Genomic DNA, 25,686 nt, shown 5'->3' on the forward strand with positions numbered 1-25,686 from the left:
CTCATTCAATAGAGATATTACAATTGATTGATCTAAGTCTTATTAAAGTTTTTATTATCGTTTTTGAAACTAAAAATATTAGTCATGCAGCTGAGCGCCTCAATTTAAGCCAACCTTCTGTCACCTATAATCTAAATCGCCTACGTAAATTTTTAAATGACCCTTTATTTGAACGAGACAAATTTGGAGTCAAACCGACCAAGTTGGCACAAAGTTTATACCCAAGCTTTAGGCAAGCAATTACCGATATTGAAATGGCAATTACAGCGTCTAAATACTTTGACCCAAAAACGTCAACTCGGATATTTCGTTTAGGCTTATCTGATTTGGGTGAAATATGTTTACTACCTTCTTTAATTCAATACCTTTCTAAAGAAGCACCATTTATTAAGGTGGAAATTGAAGAAATTCAATCGCATAAAGTAGAAGACTGGCTGACTGAAGGCTTTTTAGATGTTGCTGTATTCAATAGTAGTTATACCGTTATGCCTAAAATTGAATCACGTAATTTATTTGAAGAACGCTATATGTGCATTGCGCATAAGTACCATCCACGTATAAGAGATACACTGAGTTTAGAACAATATTTTCAAGAAAATCATGCTGCTATTAAATCTTCAACAGGTCATATTGAAATTGATCAAAGGCTGAAAGAATTGGGCTTAAAAAGAAAAATCATGCTTGAGCTTCCTCATTTTAGTGTTTTACAAGATGTTGTGACCAGTTCTGAATTATTAGTGACTTTGCCTTCAAGGGCAGCAAAAGTATATGCGCGTAATGGTGATGTCAATATTTTTGAATTACCATTTTCAGTTAAACCGTTTAATGTAAGTGCCAATTGGTATAACCATCGAGATGACATAGAAGCCAGAACATGGTTTATCCAAACACTACAAGAACTTTTCCAATCGCTTTAACGCCGTATTTTTATTTGCAATGTATTAAAAAAACAGTGAATAGAGCCATAACTTATCTGAACTGCTCTTTATTTGAATGAGAATTTCAAGTAATCAGCATTAAGAATTAAAAATCTATTTATCTTGTCAAAAATAGAATATCATTCCAACCATAGATAAATCAGTGACTTATTTTTTTAATTTCTTATATAAAGTGAACTGCATGAAATTACAGCTAGATAAATACGATCGTGGCATTTTGGAACTATTACAAAAAGATTGTACCTGGGCGATTGGCGATATTGCAGATCGTATTGGATTAAGTAATACAGCATGTTGGCGACGCATTCATAAAATGGAAGAAGAAGGCATCATTCGCGCTAAAGTTGCTTTATTAGATCGTAAAAAACTAAATATCAATGTGATTGTCATGGTTTTTATTAAAACAGCACAACATAATGCAGAATGGATTGAAAAATTTCACAATCATATCCATACAATCGATGAAGTTATAGAAGTGTATCGAATGGCTGGAGAGACTGATTATTTGTTAAAAGTCGCTGTACCCGATGTGCTTGAGTATGACAAAGTCTATAAAAAAATAATTCAAATTTCTGGTCTTACTGATGTGAGCTCCAGTTTTGCGATGGAACAAATTAAATATACGACCGAATTACCTTTAAATTTTCTTTGATCGTTGATGCTTTTTTCATAAAAATCAGAGCGAATGTCTCTGATTTAGGCTATTAGAAAATATATTGGTGGGCACATTCATACGCCGTTAATAGTTTAGCCTATTGATCACTATAACCATCCATTCTTCCTCGCTATGGCAACAGCTTCTGTACGAGAATGTGCATCCAGTTTAGAGTGTATACGTCTAAGATGGGCCTTAACCGTTGTCACTGCTAAAAAAATTTTATCTGCAATTTCTTGATTACGTAATCCTTCAGCGGCATGACTTAAAATTTCTAATTCTCGTTTACTTAAAGCATCATAAGATACATTCTTTATATTTGGGTGTACGTCTTTGATTTTAGAATGATCAACTAGCGAAATTAACAGTTCTAAAATTTTACGAGTATTTGAATCTAGGTGAAATGATTCACTATAATTTTCATAAAAAGCATAAATTAATTTATGCATAATAGGGCCTTCGTCTAAAAAGCTTCTAAGGTACTTTTCATTACCAATATCTAATAGGATGCTTGTAAAACAATCAAAGGCTTGTTCCTGATTATTTTCGCTAAAATAAAGAGTAGAAAGTATCATTTTTAATTTAATTGCACGTCTTTCATGAAGTAAATTTTGTGCATGTTTAATTGGGTCTTGAATTTTTTCCTCATGCTTTTTTCCATCATTATTACTTATATCAATTCGCCATATAAGCATTTGGGGAATATCGAGATATTGAGCTGGCATATAAAAATGATCTAGTGTACGCCAAACATCCAAATCAATGATTTCATTTAAAATTTTACGAGCAAGATAATAATCTTTATTCAGCCAATGTATTCTTGCTTGTTCAAGGAGCGCATTGGCTTTAACACGGGTAAAGTTAAAATCTGCTCCAATATATTCAAGTTCTTTAAGACAACATAATGCTGCAGTTTTATCATGATTTAACCTGTATTCAATTTTAGCAAATAGACTATAGGCAGATATTAATGAATCTATATGACCATTTTGACGTGCATAAGGGAGACAATTTTTGATTAAACTAAATGATTCCTCTAACTGATTTCTTTCATATAAAATTTCAGCTAAAGGAACTCCAATTATTGCATGACCACCAGATACACTATTCTGATGTTCTCGCCAGCTACAATTATAATTTGTATACCATCTAATATAAGCTTGATTTAAATGACCCTGTTGTAACTCTATACAACCTTCATTGTACTCATAAAGCGTTTGTACAAAAGTATTTCGATTATATCGAGAATTATTGATAACTTTGTGAATTAGTTTTCGAGCATAATCAATTTTGTTATATGCAATTAAGTAATGGGAATAAATTGAAATAAAAAAGTTATTCAACAAGTTATCAGATTCATTTTGTTTATTATAAAGTTCTTCACAGGCAGCAAAACTTTCTGCTATACGATCTGTCATTGAGAGCCATAAGCAATCTAATATTTTAGTTTCAATATAAGACAGCAATTTTTGCCTTTTCATTTTCTCGATGACATATTTAGCTCCATCATAACGGCGGTTTAAAATTAAAGCTAATGTATATGCTGTTTGTAAGTGTTGCAAATTTTCAAAAATATGAGCTGGTATTTGATCCAAACAGCGTAATAAAAATCGCACTCTACCTTTTTCTAATAATGCTTGGCCATGTAGAGTCAAAAGTTCGACGCACTTGTCAAACTCTTTTGCAAGCAAATAGTGCTCAATGGCTTCAATAGGTTGATTTAAATAAAGTAGACGTTTTGCAGCACGTAAATGCTGTGATCTAAATTTTTCTGGGTATATACTTTTAAACTGATTACGTAAATAACTTAAGAATAAACTATGGAAACGATATTTTCACCTTGCTGATCCATAGGGATAAGGAAAAGATTTTTTTGTTCTAACTGTTTGAGTAAATGGGCACTATTATTTGTTTTGAGCAACCAATCACAATCAGCAACAGAAAATTGCGAGTAGACACTACAATTCAATAAAAAATCCTGAAGATTATTGGGTAATTGATTTAAGATTTCTTCACTTAAAAAATGATTAAGTTCAGTATGGTTAATTGAAAACTTTTGAATTTGTGTACATAGAGAATGTCTTGAAGTTAAAGTTAAACCAAATTGTTGAATCGCAACAATCCAACCTCCTGTTTTTTTAAGTAACAGGTTAATTTCATTTGGATTGAGCTGAAAGCCATAATCATTTAGAGCAAGCTTATTTATCTCATCTGCATTGAAACTGAGTGCTTCTTGATTAATTTCTAAAATTTGACAACGAATGCGTAATGAGGCAATTTTTAATGGCAGTAACTGTCGAGAACCGATGACTATTTGGCTATGTGAAGGTAAATAATCTATGATCTGCTGTAAAAACTTGAGCGTTGATTCATCATAAATATGTTCTACTTGATCTAAGAATATTGTAAAGGGATTTGAATACTGAGTAATATTTTCAAGAAAATTATTATTAAATGGTTGATTCGTCGTTTTAAACCAAATATATGATAAATGTTGAATAAAACGAGTGAAGTCATTGTCTGCATTATCAAGCGTCATCCAAATGACTTTACGATATTTCTTTTGTTGAAGATAAAGTTGATTTAAAAATGTAGTTTTACCAAATCCAGCAGGAGCTATCACAGAAATCAATTTAACCTTCGTATATTGGTCTAAATGATTAAATATAAGAGTACGTTCAATCTGCGGTTTTATTGATACTGGTGGATTGAGCTTTGTTGTTAAAATATTGTTCATTTTCTCACTCCTTGAAAAAATAAATCTTTAGAAAACTTTAAAGTGAGGCAAAGATCACGTCATTACAGATTGATTGCCTCGAAATAAGTTTTAATATATTTCCTCAAAATCTTCTTTAGTTGCGCCACAATCTGGACACATCCAATCATCTGAAAATTGATCCAGAGATGTTCCCGGTGCTATTCCATCTTCAGGAATTCCAACTTTTTCATCATAAATAAACGAACAATATCGACATTGCCATTTTTTCATCTTATCTACTCACATCATTTTTCATTTTTGTCTGATCGCTTTTTATTGGTGCAAGACCAAAAGTTTTTATAATCAAAGGATCATTGGCGACATGATGCTCATGTTTTAATTTCCACAGTTTCAGCATACGGTAGAAGGGTGCAGTAGGATAAAGATGATGCATTAAATGATAATTTTGGTAGGTAAGTAATGGAGTAAGTAACCATTTAGCACCAGGGCGTACATTCGTTGCTCGATACTCATTTTCTTTCGCTGTGCTTTGAAATGGCTCATGTGGCAAGAATACAAATGCACTCACAAATAAGAATGAACTAATCCTTGTTGGTAAAATCCATAACATAAGCGCTTCAAGACCATATCCAAAATAAATTAGAGCTGCTAAAACGCCAATTATTGAAGCGAAATGAACCACTAAGTGAGGTAATAAACGTTTACGCATTGCCTGACTAGCGCGCAAAAAGAAATACTTGGAATAAAAGTAGTCAAAATTGCTCCAACGTAATGGAAAGAAAATATCCATCTTATGTCCAAAATAATCTGGATCATTTTCTTTTTCATTGGTACAGCGATGGTGCTGCATATGGATAAAACGTGCTAGATTGAATGGCGCGATAGGACCAAAGAAAATCATGCCTATATGGCCTGGAATTTCATTGATCCATTTTATTCGCGAAAATGCACCATGAGATGCATCATGTATTGGGCTAAATAAAAAATAGATTGTAAATCCATTAATGATCATGCCAATCCATAGTGGAACCATCCCAAGGATTACACAGTAATCGACAATTGCCAGAATGCTTAGACAGATGATAAACAAGAATAAAGTTGGTAAAGCAATCAAAGGGGCTTTAGTTAACTCGCGTAATGCGTGATCGGATGGAGTAGATTTATTGATCGTTCTCATTGTCATTTCCTTGGTTTTCACCCTGATGTAATTTGCTATCTTTATCAAGATGACAAAAAAATAGAAAAAATAAACCTGAGAAAAAGGTTGGTTTTTGCCTTTACGTTTTTCGATTCGCTATTTCTACTTGGCTTATGGCTAAAATATATGCCTGATCAAACTCTAAATTAGTTCTTTGTGATGAATAAATGAGAGCCACCTTTTGATAGCTTATTTTTGGTTGTTTTTTAATTCAGGTATTAAAAAATAATAAATTTTCTGAAACTCATATGAGTTTAGCTTCTGGCTTGAAAATAAGGCCATAAATAAAAGGATACTTTTATGAATAAAATTTTAATTTTAGCAGCAAGTGCTTTTCTAGCTTCAACTTCCTGGGCAAATGATTCGATTCAAAGCACAAAATGGAAGACCATCGATGATAAAACTGGCAAGCCCAAATTTCTTATAGAAATTAAAAAAGTAAAAGATAATACCTATAATGGCAGTATCATAGATGTATTTGATGTAGAAAATAAATTGACCTGTAAAACTTGTAACGGTAGGTTAAGGGGAAAACGCCTACAGGGTACGACCGTAATTAATAATTTAAAATTAGTAGAAAATGGAAAATTTAAAGATGGAAAAATTTTAGACCCAGATTCTGGTCGTACTTATAGTCTAGAAGGTGAGTTGGTTGAAAACGGAAAAAAACTGAAGCTTCGAGGTTATTTAGGAATTTCAGCACTGGGTAGAAGCCAAATTTGGTTAAGGGTTAATTAGAGCCTGTAAATAAAAATTCTTTTGCACTGATTCTCGGTATTGCATATTTAGTTCAATACCTAGAATTAAACTTTTTCGATAATCGTAATCTGGATACAATCTTTTTTATCATATTGAATTTGCATACCATATCTCGCCTGAGTGGTTATTAATGCATGGCATAGCGTCGTCATCATACGTGTACTTATAGATCCACATGACTCTCCAAGGGCTAATGTTCCACCATGAATATTTAATCTGTCTGGGTCAGCCCCTAGAACACTCAACCAAGCGAGAGGTAGGGGTGTAAAAACCTCATTCATTTCATAGAGATCAATTTGATTAATGGTCAATCCTGTTTTTTCTAGTGCATTTTGTGTGGCAAAAAATATATTTGCATCAATGTCCTTGTGGTTGGACTGCAAGCTATTCATATACAAAATTCGTGCGATTGGTGGCGTTTTCAATAATTTTAAACCTCGATCATTAGCAATGATTAATCCAGATGCACCATATGTATTGGAACTGATATGTTTAGATGTCATCGGGAGATCAGGTAAAATAGTCGGAGATTTAGTAAAAATTGACCAAGAAATATATTCAATTATAGATTCATCCTGGATACGCATAGGGGATGCAGAGGAATTTTCAAAGTTGTGTAGCATTGGAATGATTTCAGCTTCGAATTTATTTGCTTGCCAGGCACTGAGTGCCTTAAAGTGGCTATTAAAACTATAATAATCACGCAAATCTCGATTTAATCGATATTTTTTCAATAATTCCATAGCATAGCTTAATTGCTTCACTGAAAGCATATGAGCGTTTTGATTTAAAGCAGTATCCTTTAAAAAAAATCTAGATTTTTTTGCATCATTGGGCATCCACATCTGCTGATCACGGCTGAGATGATTTTCGACTCCTGAAGCAATAACAATATCGTGTGTTTCAGACATTACAATTTGCGCAGCATAGTGTAAGGTTTGCTGTGCAGTATTATGTTGATATTCAAGCCTATTTACCAGTTGTTGTGGGGATAGTATCGAGTGTGCTAAAGCGTCATTTGTCATTTTTTTGATATTTGCATTTGGATGATTTACGAAACCGATTAAAACACGTTCAATAAATTCAGGATCACATTTAGTTTTTAGAATCAATGAATTAAAAACAAAAGATAATAATTCACTTGGATTAAATGACGAAATTATTCCATGACTTAAGCCGTTAACTGTACGCGTCGCAGCAATAATATAGGCTTGTCCCATCTGAATTCCTTGCTTGCCAAAGTGATCTAGATAGAAAAATTGTATAAATATTTTTTTTAAATACATCGACCATATGGACTAATTATAAGGATTAAGATGATCTCACATCGAATTAAATATCAAAAAACAATTACTTATGATTAATTAAAAAATTTTGATTTTAGATTAGTCCTTTTTGACGATGTACATTCTTTTTTAATCATCCATAGTAAAAAGTAAGGAAAATTAGCACTTTCATTGAGGTTTTATGTCGGGCGAATTTATTTGAAAGGAATACGAGAATGAATGCTGAAACTTTGCACTTTTCAGAGTCTGAAAAAAATGTTTCAAATGATGAATTATTACGTGTCTTTAATATACAACAGCCAACTGCTTTAAGATTACGTAATTCAACTGTTGGTCAAAGAATTGCTAAATTAAAAAAATTGCGTAAAAGCATAGAAAATAATAAAGCCCAAATTATTGCTGCTGGTGCTGCTGATTTTAATAAACCAGCCATGGAGTTAGAGATTACTGAAATTTTATCAGTCCTAATGGAGCTTGAGCATACTTGTAAACATTTAAAAACGTGGCTAAAACCCAAAAAAATTAAAACAACGATGATGATGTTGGGCACATCATCACAAGTACGTTACGAGCCTAGAGGTCGCTGTCTCATTATTTCTCCTTGGAACTATCCATTGACATTGACCTTAGGGCCGCTTATTCCAGCAATTGCATCTGGAAATACTATCATTATTAAAACATCTGAATTGACACCAAATTTATCTAAAATTATGGTGAAAATAATTCGTGAAACATTTGAGGAAAACGAAGTTGCTATTTTTGAAGGTGATGCTTCTGTTGCTACAAGTTTATTAACTTTACCTTTCGATCATATTTTCTTTACTGGATCACCTGCTATTGGAAAAGTGGTGATGACCGCAGCGGCTAAAAATTTAACCAGTGTAACTTTGGAGCTTGGCGGTAAATCGCCCATCATTATCGATGAAACTGCTGATTTGGATATGGCAGTGAAAACGCTTGCTTGGGGTAAATTTTTGAATTGTGGTCAAACCTGTGTAGCACCAGATCATTTATATATTGCTGAAAATATTAAAGATAAATTTATTTCCAAGTTCAATCAACATATTTCAAATATATATGGTGAAGGTGAAAATGTAAAAAATGCCCAGTTGGCACGTATTGTAAATGAACGTCACACAGCCCGTATTGCGCATTTGCTCGATGATGCAAAAGAAAAAGGTGCAGAAGTGCTCTATGGTGGGATTGTTATACTAGAAAAATGTTTTATTTCCCCTACATTACTTACAAATATTCCAGCTGATGCTGCAATCATGCAAGAAGAAATTTTTGGACCAATATTACCCATTATTGCGTTTAAAAATATTCAAGAAGTATTAGATCAAATTAATGCTGCTCCAAAGCCATTAGCATTGTACGTCTGGAGTAAAGATAAAGTGCGTATTGAGCATGTGATTCAGAATACGAGTGCTGGAGGAACCTGCATTAACCATACTATGGTGCATTTTCTTCAAAATAATTTGCCTTTTGGGGGCGTAAATAATTCTGGAATTGGTAATTACCATGCTGAGTGGGGGATTAAAGCTTTTTCACATGAACGTGCAATTTTAAAAACGAACATGCTTTTGACTCACATATTCTACCCGCCATATACCAAAAAAACACGATGGGTTCTAGATTTCCTGTTTAAGGTTATATGAAAAAGATCATAGAAAAGGAATTTAATAATGAAAATTATTGCTGCTGTTTCATACGGTCCAAGTCAGCCTTTTAGTATTCAACAACTGGATATTACTGGACCAAATGATGAAGAAGTATTGGTTAAAATTGTTGCTGCTGGAATTTGTCATACAGATCTTGTTGCGCATGCAGGTGTTTTTCCTATTATTTCGCCAGCAGTACTTGGTCATGAAGGGGCAGGAGTTGTAGAGAAAATTGGTAAAAAAGTATCTAAAGTTAAAGTTGGTGATCATGTCGCAATGAGTTTTTCCTCATGCGGTGAATGTAATAGTTGTAAGAAAAATCAGCCAGCATATTGTTATTTCTTTACGTCTTTAAATTTTGCAGGCATCCGAAAAGATGGCCCAATCTTGCATGATTCCAAACAAAATCCTATCGGTTGCAGTTTTTTTGGACAATCGTCCTTTGCAAGTCATGCCGTAGCTCACCAACGTAATGTGGTTTCAGTACCTAAAAATATCCCATTAGAGTTAATTGGACCATTAGGTTGTGGTATACAAACTGGTTTTGGTGCAATTACCCGTTCTTTAGCATGTGAACTTGACTCGTCAGTATTGATTATTGGTGGGGGTACGGTTGGTTTAGCCGCAGTAATGGCTGCTGTAATTCAGAAATGTAAACATATTATTTTGATTGAACCTTATGAAGCTAGACGTCGCTTAGCGCTTGAGTTAGGTGCAACAGCAGTGATTAATCCGCACGAGCAAGACATTGAAAGTGAAGTCCATAAGATACTACCAGATGGGGTTAATTATGCATTAGATACCTCAGGAGTAAACATTGTTATGGAGCATGTCTTTAATGTTCTGGCGCCCAAAGCCATTTATGGATTTGTAGGTGTACCGCAAAAGATTGAACAAAAATTACCTGGCACTGTTATGCAAATGGTACCGGCTGGGATCTGCTTTAAGGGAATTATTGAAGGGGATAGCGATCCAGATCGGTCTATTCCTGAATTAATTCGCTATTACGAAAAAGGGCAATTACCCATTGATAAATTGATCAGGACTTACCCATTCGAGCAAATCAACGAGGCCATTGCTGCTAATCATCTTGGGGATTGTATCAAGCCTGTCTTATTAATCAGTCAGTAAGTTAAATATTAATAAAAGGATAAAAGTATGAATGTTGAGAATACAATCCGCTATGCAGGAATATATGCTACAAAAACCCCCAATAAAGCAGCGATCATTATAGCTGAAACTCAACAATCTTTAAGTTATAAGGATTTACATGAATATGCATTAAAATTTGTGAATATTTATGATTCATTCGGCTTGCTATATGGTGATCATGTTGCTTTTTTGACAGAAAATCGAATTGAGTGTCCCGCTTTACAATGTGGTGCTCACTATGCAGGTTTGTATTACACCTTTATTAATACTCGCTTAAAACTCCCTGAAGTGCTTTATATTGTCGAAGACTGTGATGCAAAAATCATTATTTTGAGTGCTCAATATTGTACTCAAGAATTGGTAGATGCGATTCAACAATTAGAAAAAAAACCAATCGTATTCGTTTTAGATGATTCAAATGTTTCTGGCATTATTAAACTTGATCCTCTTTTAAAAATGGCATCTATACAAGTAAATCGAACACTACTTGAAGGGAATGAAATGTTATATTCGGCAGGGACGACTGGTCAGCCGAAGGGTATTAAACCTGAATTGACTAGATTGCCTGTAGGTACAACAGAAATTATTGCAAATCAGGTTGAAAAAGCTTTTGCCGTAACGGACCAGACGATCTATTTGTCACCAGCGCCATATTATCATGCAGCATCAGTTAAATGGTGCAGAGCGATATTAACTCTGGGTGGTACAGTGGTGCTAATGGAAAAATTTGAAGCTGAAAAAGCATTAGAAACGATAGAAAAATATAAAATTACCCATAGTCAGTGGGTACCAACAATGTTTCATCGCATTCTGGATTTGCCACTCAGTATTCTTAATCAGTATGACTATTCAAGTTTGAAAGTTGTTATCCATGCAGCTGCACCATGTTCCATTCCAACCAAGCAGAAAATGATTGAATGGTGGGGACCAATTATCTATGAGTATTATGGTAGTACTGAGCAAATTGGCATGACCATGTCAAATACTCAGGATTGGATTGATCATCCTGGTACAGTGGGTCGGGCAATTTATGGAATTATCCATATTCTTGATGATGAAGGTGAAGAACTATCAACAGGAAAAATTGGAAATGTATATTTTTCTGACTCTGCAAAATTTTCATATCATAAAGATCCTGCAAAAACTCTAGACGCTTATAACATTAAAGGTTGGGCATGTGTGGGAGATATCGGTTATCTAGACGAAGATAAATTCTTATATTTGACTGATCGTAAAAGTAATATGATTATCTCTGCTGGAGTTAATATTTACCCTCAAGAAACTGAAAACATCTTGATTCAACATAGTGAAGTCATGGATATTGCCGTGATTGGCATCCCACATCCATATTTTGGAGAATCTGTGCATGCGGTGGTTCAATTGTATAATCATCATCGTGCAAGCGATGACTTAATAAAAGAATTGGATAGTTTTTGCCGAAGCCATATTTCTTCCATCAAATGCCCACGCAGTTATGAATTTCGTCAGGATTTACCTCGCGAACCCAACGGAAAGTTGTTGAAGCGTTTATTACGTGATGAATATTATTTGAAATAATTAAACGATGTGAAGGGGATTGCTAGATGAGTCAGAAATGTATCATTATTGGGATGAGTCATGCAGGCATCCATCTTGCAACTTCATTAAGACAATATGGGTGGCAAGGTGAAATATTGATGATTGGCAATGAGGATATATTGCCTTATCATCGCCCACCACTTTCAAAGGCATTCCTTAAAAAACAAACTAATATAGCTTTGATTCATCCTGAATCAGATTTTGAGAAATATCAGATTCAATTTCGATTATCTACATCGGTAGACTCTATTCAAATTCATAACAAAAGCATTGCATTGGATTCTGGTGAAGAAATAAATTATGACAAATTAGCTTTGTGTACGGGTGGGAGAGTTCGAAAACTAAATATTCGCGGTTCTACGTTAAAAGGCATACATTATCTGAGAGATATTCGTGATGCTCAAAAACTACGAGAGCATCTTAAATATGTTAAAAAAGTCGTCATTATTGGTGCTGGATTTATCGGATTAGAAATTGCAGCAGTATTAATAGAACAAGGCATTAAAGTGACAGTTCTCGAAGTGAATTCAAGAATTTTGTCAAGAAATCTTGATGAAGTTATGTCGAATTACTTTATTCAACTTCATGCTGAGCATGGTGTTGAAATAAAAACGAATATTGATATTCGGGAAATTAAAGGGAAGCACTATGTAGAAAGTGTGATATGCGATGATGGTTCTAAATTCAATGCAGATGCTGTCATCATCGGCATAGGTGTGATACCCAATGTAGAATTAGCATTAACTGCAGATCTAGAAGTTGAAAATGGAATTGTCGTAGATAAATTTGCATGTACCTCCAACGTAGATATCGTCGCTGCTGGTGATTGTACTTTGTTTCCTAGCGACCATTTACAACGATCAGTTCGAATGGAGTGCTTAGCAAATGCAGCTGATCAAGCCAAAACGGCAGCAGCTACACTCAGTGGAAATTCAATCCCGCATAGTGCTTTACCATGGTTTTGGTCTGAACAATATGATAAACGTTTACAAATAGCTGGTGTAATAGATCACTATGATCAAGTCATTATTAGGCAGGACTTCACAAATGGTGGATTTTCAAGATTATACTTTGAAGGTAATGTGCTAAAAATGGCAGTCTGTGTAAACTCAGCCAAAGATTTTATTGCATCAAAGCAACTGATTGTACAAAAACCTGCTATAGATTTAAAACTAGTGCAAACGGAGGCTAATTTAAAACAATGTGTGCTTAAAAAATAATCATAATTTCATTGTAAATCAAAAAAAATATACCCTACAATAAAGATATCGGAAGAAATTATCATTATTAAAACAACGATAGAGAATTTTTAAATAATGATAACTTATTTATGGAAGAAAGATAATGCTTTCAACAAATCAAGGAAGGCACAATAGGAATGAAAATATTTATGTTCATTCTTGTTTTTATAAAGTTCGACAATCTATAGAGAATATCCAGCTCAATTTCTTATTTGCACCAGATGGTTATGGTAAGACATCAGTTTTGACCTACTGCTTTGAATATTTCGAGAAAATAAGTGATGATATTTGCTGCATTTGGCTAGATAAGACAAATTTTGACCTAAAGCAAGGAAGCTCTTCTCTGTTGACGGCTTTAAGTCATTTTTTTAATCATCAATTAGAACAAGATTCAACGATTGAAAAAATTTTACAAAGATATACTTCAGGTCAATGTTATATTTTTATTGATGATTATGAAAAAATAGAGTGCACTAGCTTTAATAATGAGATTGATGCTTTATTAGATATCAAAAAAGTTAACTGGCATGTCATCATTGCATCACGTATATTTCCAAAATTTAAAATATCACATTTAGAGTTGAATCAGAAAATTAAAATATTCAATTCATCAAATTTAAGCTTTAATAGCTTCGAAGTTTCCGAATATTTAGATACGAATATTTCAAATAGTCAACTTGAGTTTATTTTTAATAAAACACAAGGATGGCCATATGCCATATCTATTTGTAAGGATTTATTAAATAATAAAGAGAATGTACGAAAGCTATTTGAGCTTTCGGGTGAGGATTATGCATTTTCACAGCTTTTTAAAGAACAAATTTTAGATAATTTGGATTCTGATATGCAAGAATTCCTGGTAGGTTTTTCTACCCTTGAAATGGCGAATGCTGAACTTTGCAACTATGCTTTAAAGTTCACTGATAGTAAATTCAGATTAAAACAGTTGTATCATAGCGGAGCATTTATAGAAAATATAGATCGAAATAATAGAGAATTTAAAGTTCATCCACTCTTACGTGAATTCATACTCAGTCAACAAGTTGATAATAAGTCAAAAAAAATACTTGTTCGAGCATCAATATGGTCAATTAGAAATCAATATTATAAAAAATCTGCTTATTATGCAAAATTAAGTCAAGACCCACATATTCAAAATCTAGTTATTGATAAAACCAGTGAAATTTTAGTTAAGAATTTAGGCGAATTACCTACAGTAATTAATTGGGTCAAGGAGTTAAAAGATGAGAAATATTTTAATTGGAATAAAATAATTTACTGGCTGGCATGGTCACTCGCATTTTCATATCAATGGGAGGAGTCAAAACAAAGAGTAAATGACCTCAGAGTGGCTTTACAAAATGATCAGTATCTAAATGAAATGGATTTTCAGTTTTATTCAGCTAAATTAGATTCGATTGAAATTGTCTTATTAACATTTCAGGATAAACGACAAATAAGTTTAGAAAAATCAAAATCTTGGTTTAAAAAAAATAAAAACACCGATAATTTTGATAAGGCAGTTGTATCTTGTGCAAGTTACTTAAGTTATAGATTGGATGTTGACTATGATTCAGCTCAAAAATCGATCGAATACGCACTACAAGTGATTAGAGATACAGACAGTATATATGGCGAAATTTGGGTTAATCTACTTTACGGCTTATTTATTTTTGATTGTGGTCTATATAATCGTGCACAAAAAATTTTAGAAAGGCAATTTTATAAAACAATTGAAGAAATAGGTGAAGATGCTTCTATTTTACCTACAATTTCACAACTATTATCAGCCATTTACTATGAATTAAATCAAATTTCAAAAGCTCAAGAATATGTTGAAATAGGATATAAAATATTAAAAATCATGGTTTAGTTGAAACAGCATTCGCTGGAATTTCGACTTCTTATAAACTGCAAAAAAATTGGACTGACACACAAAATTTACGAGAGAACCTTCAAGATATTATCTCAGTTTATCCGCAACGGCTAAAGATATTACTCAATTACCTGCAAGTTGAATTGTATTTACTTTCAAATAAAACTGAAAAAGGCGCTAGTTATTTAAATAGCATAGATATTAGCATGGAAGACAGTACTGATCAGTGCTTAGAAGTTAAAATATATCATAAATATATCAATATATTAGTACAATTGAATAAAAACAACCTAAAGTTGGCATGTAATCTTCTTGATGAATTCCTTTATGACAATCAATTGCAAAACAATCAATTTTTGCTCAGTAAAATTTTAATTTTAAAATCATTTATTGCCTTAAAATATGAAAACAATAAGAAAGAAGCATTGGATCGGATTAAACATGCTTTATTTTTGGCTACTGAAAATGGATATTTTAGCGTATTTATTGATTTTGAAAAATTTTCTATAGATTCACTTCAATTAATTAAGAGTTCAGCATCTACTTTAGATGAAAATTATAAAAATTTGATCAATGAATTGAGTAGCTATCTTCCTTTAGGTGATGAAAATGAGCAGATTAAATTTAATAAAGAAAATTTTTCAAAAAGAGAGCTAGAATTATTGGCCATGTTAGAATCAGGTTTAAAATACAAACAAATAGCAGATGAGCTATTTATCTCACTTTCAACTGTAAAATGGCATATTAATAATATTTATATAAAATTAGGTGTAAAAAATAGAACTGGGGCATTGGTTGTTGCTAGAAAATATGCATTAATTTAAAGAACACTACTTTTTTTAGCAAAAATAAAAAAATGGCTTAATGTCATCATTAAAAATTTCTAATAAATTAGTTCTTTTTGACGATACAAATGAATTCAATTTTGTCGTCAAATATTCATTCAAACTACTAAAACCTATTATCCAGGATGGATCCATGAAATTAAAAAATTATATATATACTTTAAGTATATGTGCTATATCTGCACAAACTGTTTATGCCAGCTCTTATTTTAAACCAAGCGATAAAACAGATTTTAAACGCTATTCGATTTCTATCGGCTGGTTGTATGCCAAACCCTTAGGTGATGCAAATAATATAGATATTACGACAACGATCCCAGCAGGTAGTACTTATACAGTAGGTGATGTCACAACCCAGAATATTCTGGGTGCAATTGATCAATCAACAATTCAAGGGCAACAAGTACATACGGTAATTTCAACTATACAAGGTCTAGGTATATCAAGTCTTTCAGCTGATTTAAGTGGTACTGTTACTTTAAATCAACCCTCTAATTGGACGAGTCCTAATACTGGCCTGGAAGTTGAAGACATTAATACCCTAGGTATCATGTTTAATTATTATTTAAATGATAATATTTCGTTAGAACTTAAAGCGGGTATACCACCTAAGGTTAAGGCAAAAGGAATTGGTGAAATATATGCTCCTGTTATTGGTCAGGTTGATCTGCCGCCAACATCAACGGCACTTATTGGTACAAATAACATCCCCATTTCACAACAAATCTATGTAACTGATCTTGCTCAGTCCAAATATGCAATCGATACTAAAGTTTGGATGCCCGCAATTGAAGCCCATTATCAGTTTGGTGTAAGCGGTATTAACAAATTTCGTCCGTATGTTGGTGTTGGCATACTATATGCCTATTTAGAAAATGTAAAAATCAATTCAGGGATTGAAAATGACCTCATTCTTGCGGGTCATCGGGTGCAGAATATTCTCACAGGTAAAGCGGGGGATAGCCTCGCTGGCATAAGTTCAGATGCTAAACCGATTATTAAAATCAGCACCAGAAATACTTTTGCGCCAGTATTTAGTGTCGGATTTAATTATGACTTTAACTCGAATTGGTTTGCTGTAGCTTCATTGTCTTATTCGAAAATGGATATTGACGCGAAAATTGATGTAAATAACCAAAATAACAATCAAAACCTGATTTCAGGAAAAGTTAAAATTGATGTTGATCCATTGATTAGTTAAATGGGTATTGGCTATCGCTTTTAAAAAAGAACATTTATACATATCAAAGGCAAACAGTTAAATTAATACCTTTATCATGTACAAGTAATCTATAAAATGGAATGTCAAAAGTAACCATTTTGGAGGTGTGCTATATGGCACTTTTTGTTTTATTTATATAATTTTTCTTAATGATAATATGGAATATTCATATGGATATGCTAATCAGAAATTCTGAAAAAATGTTTAATGATATTTTTCTGCCTGAAGAAACCAAAAAAATTCGGAATGAAGCTCGAAATTTTGCTGAGAAGTATATTAAACCAAAAGCACATTTATTAAATAATACTATAGAAAGTAAATCCAGTTTTCCAAGAGAAATTTTCGATCTCATGGCTGAATATGGTTTATATCAAATTCCTTTTGCACAAGATGTTGGAGGACGTGGTTTAAAATATCCAACTTTAGCGACTTTAACGGTTATGGAAGAGCTTGCTTATTATTCAGCTGGCACCACTTCGGCTTTATTTGATGGCCAAGCGCTATTGGTCGGCAATACGTTAAATAAAGCAAGCTCATATTTGCGAGAAAAGTATTTAAGTAAATTGGTAAAAGGTAACTTTGTTGGAGCATTCGCAACAAGTGAGCCATTAACTAGTACAGATTTAAGTGTTCAATCTATGCAGAGCTATGCCCAAAAAGTAGAAGGTGGCTGGATTGTTAATGCACATAAGCGCTGGATTACCAACTCAGTTGTTGCAGAATATATTTTGGTGTTATGCGCTACAGATAACGGTTTGACCATGTTTTTCATTGATATGGACAATAAAAATATTCATGTTGGAGATCCAGATATAAAAATGGGCAATAAGGCACAGCTTACAGCAGACGTACACATTAACGATGTTTTTATTTTAGATAGCTATGTTGTTGGTGAAGTTGGAAAAGGACTCAATGTTGCTTTAGCTGCTTTGACTCTTGGAAGAATGGGTATTGGTGCGATAGGCGTAGGCATGGCTCAATCAGCGCTTGATTATGCTATTCATTACAGCAAAAACAGAAAAGTTTTTGGTCAAGAGTTAGCCCGTTTTCAACATTGGCAATATACTTTTTCTGACCACGCACTCAATATTGAAAATGCCAGAAATTTATATATTAAAGCTGCTTATCGTTATGATATTGAAGGTAACGCAGAAATTGAAGCAGCAATGTCTAAAATTGCAGGCAGCCAATTAGCTGTAGAGGTCTCCCGAGATGCAATTCAAGTTTGTGGTGCATATGGCTTTGTCCAACAGCTTAAAGAAACAGGGGAATATTATCCACTGGAATCTATCTATAGAGATGCCAAAATTGGAGAAATCTATGAAGGTGCCAATGAAATTCAACGTTGGGTGATTGCACGGAATTTGTTTGGTAGAGCATTTTCTGGTTAATATTATTTAGTTTTCTCAAATATAAAATCAGCGTTTTTATCAATTTATCCAAAAATTTTCGAATAATAATTTCTTTCATAATTCTATTCATTTCTGTGTAAATACACTTTATATAAGCGATAGATAAATAGAACAATCTCATCGTTGAAAATTTTAAGGCAATCCATTTTTAAGCTGCAGGTTAATTATTTTAATCAGTATAAGGATTTAAGTATGTACAAGGAAATTTTGGTTACAGTACAAAATGATATAGCGTATATCAAGTTAAATCGACCTAAAAGCGGCAATGCCATCACGCTAAATCTTGCTGAAGAATTATTAAAGGCAGCTATTTATTGTGATCAAAATAAATTCATACGCTGTGTGGTTCTAAGTGCAGAAGGTCCCTTTTTTTGCACAGGCGGTGATTTAGAAGAGTTTCAAGCTGCTGGTGATAATATCTCAGAATTTTTAAGTAAACTTGCTGGAATTCTTCATCTCGCGATTTCCCGTTTTATTAGAATGAATAAACCACTTTTAGTTGCTGTAAATGGCACTGCAGCTGGTGCTGGTATGAGTTTATCGCTCATTGGTGACATCGTTATAGCAAAAGATTCAGCTCAATTTTGCCCAGCATATACTGGTATAGGACTCAGTCCTGATGCAGGGCTCACTTGGTATTTACCCAAAATTGTGGGTTTGCGACGAGCTCAGGAAATTTTAATGATAAATAAAAAAATGAGTGCAAATACGGCACTTGAATATGGATTATTAACAATGGTTTTTTCAGATGCAGACTTTGATCAACAAGTAAAAGAAAATGTAACTTTGTTGGCAAATCAGCCTTTGCCTGCACTCAATAATATTCGCCAATTACTACTTTCTAGCCATCAAAATAGTTTGGAAACTCATTTAGAGCTAGAAGCACGAGCTATTGCAGCAGTTAGTTTTGATATCACCGTTAAGGAGGGTATGGCTGCATTTTTAGAAAAAAGACGTCCAGATTTTAAAAAGTTTGAAATACCACCGATCTCTGTTTAAATAAATTTAAACCACAATATGCTTGATGAAATTGTGATTTTAAGTATTTTCCAAACGATGACGGATGGTCTGACTATTAGCGAGTAGCGAGCAATAAATAGTAGAAAAAGTAAATTACCAATAAAAATCAGATCTACGAATCATATTTTTAAACAAATGCCCCTTAAAAAACTACTCAAAAACGCATTGAACATATCAATCAGCCACATTATGAATATTTACCTTATCATGTCATTATGGGAATAAAATTCCCATTAAATATTCAAATACGGATTTATATTCTATATTTTTAAAAAAATAGTGATTTATTTAAAATAAAAATTCTATGCATTTTATCTATCATTGGTTGTAGAAATATTTGTTAGAAATCATGCTGGTGCTGCTATGAATCACTTTTGTACACAAGTCATAAATTTGGGAAGAACCCCTCAGCGTTTTGATGGTTTGGTGAACACACCTGTTTATCGAGGCTCAACTATCGTCGTCGATAGTTTTAAAGAATGGGAAGATCATAAGCAAAATGGTGGTGTTTATAAACATTATGGCCGTTTTGGTGCTGCTACAGCAAAGTCTTTTGAAAGTGCAATTAATGCATTAGAAGGTGGTGCAGGATGCATGGTTTTCCCATCTGGACTATCGGCTTGTACTCATGCATTAATGGCATTTGTTGCAGCAGGTGATCATGTTCTGATTGCTGATAATATTTACGGGCCAACACGAAGTTTTGCAGACAGTATGTTGCCCAAACTGGGAATCCATGTTGAATACTTTAACTCATGTGATTTAGATGAGTTAAACAACAAAATTAATCAAAAAACCAGTGTGGTCTTTGTAGAGTCACCAGGTTCAATTACTTTTGAAATTAGCGATATTGCCGCAATCTCAGAAATAAGCCATCGAATGAATGCCAAGGTTTTAGTAGATAACTCTTGGGCAACGCCATTGTTTTTTCAACCTTTAAAACATGGAGCAGATGTCTCAATTCAGGCTGTCACAAAATATATTGGTGGGCATTCTGACATTCTAATGGGAACTGCAACAGCAAATGCAGCATCCATAGAGCAATTAAATAAAGTTGTACATTTTTTTGGTGAAACGACAAGTCCAGATGATATTTATCTAGCATCACGTGGGTTGCGTAGTTTAGCCGTTCGCTTAAAACAGCATGAAGAGAATGGCGTAATACTCGCTCATTATCTAAATGAACATCCTGCAATTGATCTGGTAAATCATCCAGCTTTAGCAATGAATCCATATCATAAACTATGGCAACAGAGCTTCTCTGGTTCTACAGGCTTATTTTCTTTTTATTTAAAACAAAACAATCCGTGTTTTGTTGAGGCTTTCTTTGATTCTTTAAAGCTTTTCCACATCGGCTTGTCATGGGGTGGATTTGAAAGTCTGATTTTGCCAGTAGGAACACCTTATCGCACTCAAAGTCATTTGCCTAGTCGTGGATATTTGGTGCGCCTACATGCAGGACTTGAACATGTAGACGATTTAAAAGCGGATTTGGATGAGGCTTTGGCTATTGCGCAGTGTGCGATAGCTTAATTTCATTATACATTATAGTAAAATGAGACCTTAAATATCCAATATAGCAAGACTATAGAAGAAACCCTCTAATAAAATAGAGGGTTTAATTTAAAATGGATTAAAAATTATAGCGGACACTTAATGTGGCATTTCTTGGTGTACCCCAATTCATAGAGTTTGCACCAATACCTTCGTAGTATTTCTTGTCAAAAATATTGTCAACGTTCAGCTGAAGCTTAATATTTTTATCAACTTGATAGCCTAACATCGCACTAGCAAGTACAAAAGCATCTTGATCTATACGTGTATTTCCAGTACCCGTATAGTATTTACTCTTGTAATTTAAACCTAGTCCAGCACTCCATAGATCTACTTTATATTTCACAAATAGATTAGATGTTGTACGTGAATTCGTTGTATTAACCTTTACACCTTTTGCATCTTTTGCTTCAAAATTAGCAATACCAAAATTAACGCCCCAGTGTTCATTAATTTCCCCATCTGCTTCAAATTCAAAGCCTTTACTTTCAACTCCATCTACACCACGATAAGCTTGTTCATTTGTAAGCTGACCATTACGTACAATAAATTGTCCTGTTATTGCTTCAGCAAAATTAGATTGTTCAATGCGGAATAGTGATAAAGCTGTATTTAAACGTCCACCAAACCATTCACTTTTTAAACCAGCTTCGTAGTTTTTACCATTCGCAGGATCTAGATATTGATCATTCACACCTTTACGGCTTTGTGGTTTAAAAATGTCTGTATAGCTGACATAAACAGAATGATCTTTTGCAAAATCATAAATAGCACCAATATAAGGTGTTACTTCATTGTTAAATTCACGATTGCCTACACCATTTTCAGACTCATATTTCCAATTAGATAATCGCGTCCCTGCAATCACTTTTAATGGATCGAGAATTTGAAATTTACCAGAAATATAAGCTGAAGTTTGAGTCGTTTGATTCAGAGCATTTACACCATTCAAAATGACAGATTGAAGTAGTGGTTGTGCAATATTGTTATAGTCGAGCGGACCGCCTAAATACTTCTCGACTTCATTTTTAGTATTGGATCCCCCAAAAATATCCTTGGTCTTCTCATTTCTATTCCATGAACCACCAATAATTATTTCTTGTGGGCGGTTAAATAGTGTAAAAGGCGCGTTGATGAAAAGATCAATGTTATTTTCTTCATTCCTTGCTTCAGAGCCATATACTGAAACATTATCTGTGATTTTACCTGTCTTAGGATCAGGTTTATTTTTCAGTGGGCTGGTATTGGTTGCTTTGTTTACTTGCCCTCCAGTGTAAAGCAGAAGGGTATTTACATCTTCTTTACGAAAGGTAAATGCAACATTTAAATTAACATCATTGAATAAATTCTGTTTTAAATTGGCGAATACTGCTGTGGTATTTACATCCCAAAAAGTCCAAGGTGCAGTTACCGTTAAGCTTCGATCAAAGTTAGTACGACTTCCATCATCATAAAATGCTGGAGTGCCTCCCCAACGAATACCATCACGTTGTAACTCTTAATAAGTTGCGCCTAGTGACATACTAGTTTTATCACTCAAATCGTAATCAATCGCACCATAAAATACATTGCGTTCTTTTTCATAAAAATCCATAAAGGATTTTTCATCAGCATGTTTGACGAACATACGTCCACGAAGTGAACCATCTTCGTTCAGTGGAGTAGAAATATCCGCAGAGCTACTCCATGCATTCCAAGAACCGAATGAAGTGCTCAGATTACCCGTCAATTCTTTTGCATTGGCATGTTTACGGACCATATTCAGCCCCATTGCAGGGTTACCAGCACCTGTGGTAAGTCCATTTGCACCTTTAACAACTTCTACACGATCATAAATATCTAAATCAAGGTCACCTGCACCTAAGTTTGTGGTACTCGGCATTCCATCTATTAAATAGTAATCGACCTGAAAGCCTCGAGCGTAAACAGACTGACGTTCATCGGTACGCGAGGTTGAAACACCTGTAATGGTATTCATTAAATCTTGAAAAGAATCAATGTTTCGGTCATCTAAATATTCACGTGTTAAAACTTTGACAGATTGAGGTGTTTCACGAAGGGACAAGTTTAATTTTGTTGAAGTATTTGTACTTTTGGCTGTATAGCTTTGAGTCCCTTCTGTAATCGCTGAATTTTCACTTTCTGCTTGTATTTTGATTGTTGGTAAAGCCACTGTTTCTGTTTTTTCTTCCGCATAAACAACAGATGGAATAGTTAAAGCCATAGAAAGTACTAGAGGATGCATTTTAAATGCATGTCTCAAAGGGAAGAAGTTGTACATAAGATTAATTCCATAATAAAAAATGCGCGCTATCGGTTTTCTGCCTTTCTATTGCTTTGAACCTGTTACGGACGGAAAAGCGTTACAAAAAGTAACATATGGATAATTAATTATCAATAATGATTCTCATTAAATTATATAAATCATTATTCTTATTATTTATATATAAAATATATAATTAATTTTGTTAACAAGTCATGTTTTTATAAAAGATTTTGAATTTTGTTATGCTGTATAGAATAGGGTGAAAATTGCGAATTTATTTTTTATAAAGAAAAACAGAATATCTTTTTAAATTAACTATGAACTTAAAAAATATTTTAATATCAACATACTAAGCCTCATCTTCAACACGAGTTTAATCAGATGCTTTTGGCTGATCAAATTGAGTAAATAGCCAATGATGAACTTTCGATAAGGCTTCAGCACCAACGGTATGACGTGGATAGACGACATAAAATCCTGTTTCCATGGTTAACTCCTGTGGAAAAACTTTAACCAGTATTCCAGACGCTAACTCCGAGTGTACAAATATTGGATGGGTTAAAGTAATTCCTTGAGCAGCAATAGCAGCATCAATCGCAAGTGCAGTCTGATTAAAGCGGATATTTTTAAATAGATTTTGCGTATTCTTGAATTTTAATTTCTCAATAAAATACGGCCAAAGATTATGTGCATCATGTAATAAGGTGAACTGGTCTAAGGTGCTGATCTCTAAAGATTCCTGATTTGATAGCTTAAGTGACTTGATTAACTCAGGACTTGCCACCGCAATAAAGGTGTCTTGCAACAGTAATTCAGTATTTAAACCTGTACCAAATGGTGGTTTACCATAACGAATTGCCAAATCAACAGCATCATTTTGAAAATGGGAAACTCGTTCTGTAGCCAAAATCTGCAAGTCAATATCAGGATGAGATTGTCTAAATTGATTTAATCGAGGAATTAACCATTTCGCTGCAAAAGTTGGTGTAACACTCAATGTAATCTGCTGATTTGAATGGTGAAACGATTGAGTTGCCTCAAAAATTAAACTAAAAGCCTGAGTAATGCTCGCGGCATATTTTCGACCATTAGCTGTTAAGTTTACGCCTTTCGAATGTCTCTCAAATAACTTTATTCCCAATTCTTCTTCTAAATGACGGACATGCTGCGCAATTGCACTTTGAGTGACATGTAACTCTTCAGCAGCGAATTTAAAATTTAAATGTCGACTAGCGGCCTCAAAGGCCTTTAATGCGTTCAAAGGTGGTAAGCGATTGAGTAGCGTCATACTATAGTTTTTCTACATTCAATTAAGAGAAAAGGTCAAACCAGATCAACGGAGCTTAATGCTATTCTAGTTACAGTATTCATATATATTCGATCATAAAACATTTAGAGGATAGCACAAATGACTGTAGAAAAAGTAGCATTAATCATGGCTGGTGGAAGTGGTATGGGGGCAGCCGCCGCACGAAAATTACATCAAGATGGCTACCATGTGGGTATTCTTTCTTCTTCAGGTAGAGGAGAAGAGCTTGCTAAACAACTCGACGGCATTGGCGTGACAGGTACCAATCAATCTACAGCTGATATCAACAAGCTGATTGAGCAAACATATCAAAAATGGGGGAGGATTGATGTTTTAGTCAATAGTTCAGGACACGGTCCACGTGCACCTATTTTGGAAATCACTGATGAACAATGGCATTTAGGTTTAGATACTTATTTAATGAATATTATTCGCGCCACTCGCTTAGTCATTCCGATCATGGAAAAGCAGAATGCAGGGGTCATTATCAATATTTCGAGTGCGTGGACATTTGAACCCAGTGACCTGTTTCCGACCTCAGCTATTTTTCGTGCAGGACTGGCTTCGTTTACTAAAATTTTAGCGGATCAATATGCGGCAAAAAATATTCGTGTGAATAATATCTTACCAGGATGGATTGATAGTTTGCCTGAAACCGAACAACGTCGCCAATCTGTGCCGTTGCAACGCTATGGTACCAGTGAAGAAATTGCTGCAACTATCAGTTTTCTTGCTTCACAAGGCGCAGGTTATATCACAGGGCAAAATATTCGTGTAGATGGCGGTATCACTCGTTCAGTCTAATTCATGATGATGACCTTAGTTCAGCCTTATCAATGAGTTTATAAGGCTGAATAGAATAATCTAATGATTAGATACACGATTAATTTTATTGAATTTATGTTTGCTTATTATATTAAATGTTTAACGGGCGTAATCAACTGCTTTAATGGCTGTTGAACATACCAACATATCAAGATTTTGGTCATTACCTG

Annotated in this window: 20 protein-coding genes and 1 pseudogene; 14 read left to right on the forward strand and 7 right to left on the reverse strand. The window is 33.9% G+C overall.

Annotated elements, in window-relative coordinates; genetic code table 11:
- Positions 1 to 23 precede the first annotated feature (23 nt).
- Together F981_RS08195 and F981_RS08200 are read left to right on the forward strand one after the other, a co-directional pair.
- A complete protein-coding gene (locus F981_RS08195) occupies positions 24 to 917 on the forward strand; it encodes a LysR family transcriptional regulator (protein ID WP_004720408.1) in 894 nt (297 codons plus the stop codon).
- Between the two features lie 202 nt (positions 918 to 1,119).
- Complete coding sequence (locus F981_RS08200; RefSeq protein WP_004720411.1) at positions 1,120 to 1,590, forward strand: Lrp/AsnC family transcriptional regulator; 471 nt, start codon at positions 1,120 to 1,122, stop codon at positions 1,588 to 1,590.
- A 110-nt stretch (positions 1,591 to 1,700) separates the two neighbouring features.
- Here the strand turns inward: F981_RS08200 and F981_RS08205 are convergent, their stop codons facing one another.
- From F981_RS08205 to F981_RS08220, 4 genes are all read right to left on the reverse strand, one after another.
- Entirely contained in the window at positions 1,701 to 3,284 is a 1,584-nt protein-coding gene (locus F981_RS08205; protein WP_004720412.1) for a helix-turn-helix transcriptional regulator, read from the reverse strand.
- Positions 3,285 to 3,400: 116 nt separating this feature from the next.
- Complete coding sequence (locus F981_RS08210) at positions 3,401 to 4,330, reverse strand: winged helix-turn-helix domain-containing protein (RefSeq protein ID WP_004720415.1); 930 nt, start codon at positions 4,328 to 4,330, stop codon at positions 3,401 to 3,403.
- A 90-nt stretch (positions 4,331 to 4,420) separates the two neighbouring features.
- Entirely contained in the window at positions 4,421 to 4,582 is a 162-nt protein-coding gene (locus F981_RS08215; RefSeq protein WP_004720417.1) for a rubredoxin, read from the reverse strand.
- A gap of 1 nt (position 4,583) precedes the next feature.
- Positions 4,584 to 5,489, reverse strand: a complete 906-nt coding sequence (locus F981_RS08220; RefSeq protein ID WP_004720419.1) for a fatty acid desaturase — start codon at positions 5,487 to 5,489, stop codon at positions 4,584 to 4,586.
- A gap of 321 nt (positions 5,490 to 5,810) precedes the next feature.
- On the opposite strand from F981_RS08220, the gene F981_RS08225 reads away from it, so the two are divergent.
- Positions 5,811 to 6,248: a DUF2147 domain-containing protein gene (locus tag F981_RS08225; RefSeq protein ID WP_004720421.1), complete on the forward strand. Its 438-nt coding sequence runs from the start codon at positions 5,811 to 5,813 to the stop codon at positions 6,246 to 6,248.
- A 65-nt stretch (positions 6,249 to 6,313) separates the two neighbouring features.
- Here F981_RS08225 and F981_RS08230 read toward each other — a convergent pair whose 3' ends face one another.
- Positions 6,314 to 7,489 (reverse strand): thiolase family protein, encoded by a 1,176-nt coding sequence (locus F981_RS08230; RefSeq protein ID WP_004720423.1) that lies wholly within the window; start codon positions 7,487 to 7,489, stop codon positions 6,314 to 6,316.
- A 281-nt stretch (positions 7,490 to 7,770) separates the two neighbouring features.
- On the opposite strand from F981_RS08230, the gene F981_RS08235 reads away from it, so the two are divergent.
- From F981_RS08235 to metC, 10 genes are all read left to right on the forward strand, one after another.
- The gene (locus F981_RS08235) at positions 7,771 to 9,213 is read left to right on the forward strand and encodes an aldehyde dehydrogenase family protein (RefSeq protein WP_004720426.1); all 1,443 of its coding nucleotides are present in this window, start codon (positions 7,771 to 7,773) and stop codon (positions 9,211 to 9,213) included.
- Positions 9,214 to 9,240: 27 nt separating this feature from the next.
- Positions 9,241 to 10,347, forward strand: coding sequence for an NAD(P)-dependent alcohol dehydrogenase (locus F981_RS08240; RefSeq protein WP_004720429.1), 1,107 nt, complete (start codon positions 9,241 to 9,243; stop codon positions 10,345 to 10,347).
- 27 nt (positions 10,348 to 10,374) lie between these two features.
- Entirely contained in the window at positions 10,375 to 11,925 is a 1,551-nt protein-coding gene (locus tag F981_RS08245; RefSeq protein WP_004720431.1) for an AMP-binding protein, read from the forward strand.
- Between the two features lie 26 nt (positions 11,926 to 11,951).
- The gene (locus tag F981_RS08250) at positions 11,952 to 13,166 is read left to right on the forward strand and encodes an NAD(P)/FAD-dependent oxidoreductase (protein ID WP_004720433.1); all 1,215 of its coding nucleotides are present in this window, start codon (positions 11,952 to 11,954) and stop codon (positions 13,164 to 13,166) included.
- 124 nt (positions 13,167 to 13,290) lie between these two features.
- Entirely contained in the window at positions 13,291 to 15,060 is a 1,770-nt protein-coding gene (locus F981_RS08255; protein ID WP_004720435.1) for a winged helix-turn-helix domain-containing protein, read from the forward strand.
- A gap of 209 nt (positions 15,061 to 15,269) precedes the next feature.
- Positions 15,270 to 15,887, forward strand: a complete 618-nt coding sequence (locus tag F981_RS24375) for a response regulator transcription factor (protein ID WP_085944126.1) — start codon at positions 15,270 to 15,272, stop codon at positions 15,885 to 15,887.
- A 154-nt stretch (positions 15,888 to 16,041) separates the two neighbouring features.
- Positions 16,042 to 17,109, forward strand: coding sequence for an OmpW/AlkL family protein (locus tag F981_RS08265; RefSeq protein ID WP_004720438.1), 1,068 nt, complete (start codon positions 16,042 to 16,044; stop codon positions 17,107 to 17,109).
- A gap of 191 nt (positions 17,110 to 17,300) precedes the next feature.
- Entirely contained in the window at positions 17,301 to 18,521 is a 1,221-nt protein-coding gene (locus tag F981_RS08270; RefSeq protein ID WP_004720440.1) for an acyl-CoA dehydrogenase family protein, read from the forward strand.
- A 144-nt stretch (positions 18,522 to 18,665) separates the two neighbouring features.
- Positions 18,666 to 19,541 (forward strand): enoyl-CoA hydratase/isomerase family protein, encoded by an 876-nt coding sequence (locus F981_RS08275; protein ID WP_228129019.1) that lies wholly within the window; start codon positions 18,666 to 18,668, stop codon positions 19,539 to 19,541.
- A 384-nt stretch (positions 19,542 to 19,925) separates the two neighbouring features.
- The gene (gene metC / locus F981_RS08280; RefSeq protein ID WP_004720444.1) at positions 19,926 to 21,095 is read left to right on the forward strand and encodes a cystathionine beta-lyase; all 1,170 of its coding nucleotides are present in this window, start codon (positions 19,926 to 19,928) and stop codon (positions 21,093 to 21,095) included.
- A 100-nt stretch (positions 21,096 to 21,195) separates the two neighbouring features.
- Here the strand turns inward: metC and F981_RS08285 are convergent.
- Positions 21,196 to 23,397 (reverse strand): annotated as a pseudogene (locus F981_RS08285) (TonB-dependent siderophore receptor).
- Between the two features lie 358 nt (positions 23,398 to 23,755).
- Positions 23,756 to 24,670, reverse strand: a complete 915-nt coding sequence (locus F981_RS08290) for a LysR substrate-binding domain-containing protein (protein ID WP_004720453.1) — start codon at positions 24,668 to 24,670, stop codon at positions 23,756 to 23,758.
- A 120-nt stretch (positions 24,671 to 24,790) separates the two neighbouring features.
- On the opposite strand from F981_RS08290, the gene F981_RS08295 reads away from it, so the two are divergent.
- Entirely contained in the window at positions 24,791 to 25,495 is a 705-nt protein-coding gene (locus F981_RS08295) for an SDR family oxidoreductase (protein WP_004720455.1), read from the forward strand.
- Positions 25,496 to 25,686: the final 191 nt, after the last annotated feature.

The organism is Acinetobacter guillouiae CIP 63.46, assembly GCF_000368145.1.
GTDB classification, from domain to species: domain Bacteria; phylum Pseudomonadota; class Gammaproteobacteria; order Pseudomonadales; family Moraxellaceae; genus Acinetobacter; species Acinetobacter guillouiae.

Coding starts and splice junctions, on each gene's coding strand:
- F981_RS08200 (WP_004720411.1), top strand. CDS start 1,120: ATGAAATTACAGCTAGATAAATACGATCGTGGCATTTTGGAACTATTA.
- F981_RS08210 (WP_004720415.1), bottom strand. CDS start 4,330: ATGAACAATATTTTAACAACAAAGCTCAATCCACCAGTATCAATAAAA.
- F981_RS08215 (WP_004720417.1), bottom strand. CDS start 4,582: ATGAAAAAATGGCAATGTCGATATTGTTCGTTTATTTATGATGAAAAA.
- F981_RS08220 (WP_004720419.1), bottom strand. CDS start 5,489: ATGAGAACGATCAATAAATCTACTCCATCCGATCACGCATTACGCGAG.
- F981_RS08225 (WP_004720421.1), top strand. CDS start 5,811: ATGAATAAAATTTTAATTTTAGCAGCAAGTGCTTTTCTAGCTTCAACT.
- F981_RS08230 (WP_004720423.1), bottom strand. CDS start 7,489: ATGGGACAAGCCTATATTATTGCTGCGACGCGTACAGTTAACGGCTTA.
- F981_RS08235 (WP_004720426.1), top strand. CDS start 7,771: ATGAATGCTGAAACTTTGCACTTTTCAGAGTCTGAAAAAAATGTTTCA.
- F981_RS08240 (WP_004720429.1), top strand. CDS start 9,241: ATGAAAATTATTGCTGCTGTTTCATACGGTCCAAGTCAGCCTTTTAGT.
- F981_RS08245 (WP_004720431.1), top strand. CDS start 10,375: ATGAATGTTGAGAATACAATCCGCTATGCAGGAATATATGCTACAAAA.
- F981_RS08250 (WP_004720433.1), top strand. CDS start 11,952: ATGAGTCAGAAATGTATCATTATTGGGATGAGTCATGCAGGCATCCAT.
- F981_RS08255 (WP_004720435.1), top strand. CDS start 13,291: ATGCTTTCAACAAATCAAGGAAGGCACAATAGGAATGAAAATATTTAT.
- F981_RS24375 (WP_085944126.1), top strand. CDS start 15,270: ATGGAAGACAGTACTGATCAGTGCTTAGAAGTTAAAATATATCATAAA.
- F981_RS08265 (WP_004720438.1), top strand. CDS start 16,042: ATGAAATTAAAAAATTATATATATACTTTAAGTATATGTGCTATATCT.
- F981_RS08270 (WP_004720440.1), top strand. CDS start 17,301: ATGGATATGCTAATCAGAAATTCTGAAAAAATGTTTAATGATATTTTT.
- metC (WP_004720444.1), top strand. CDS start 19,926: ATGAATCACTTTTGTACACAAGTCATAAATTTGGGAAGAACCCCTCAG.
- F981_RS08290 (WP_004720453.1), bottom strand. CDS start 24,670: ATGACGCTACTCAATCGCTTACCACCTTTGAACGCATTAAAGGCCTTT.
- F981_RS08295 (WP_004720455.1), top strand. CDS start 24,791: ATGACTGTAGAAAAAGTAGCATTAATCATGGCTGGTGGAAGTGGTATG.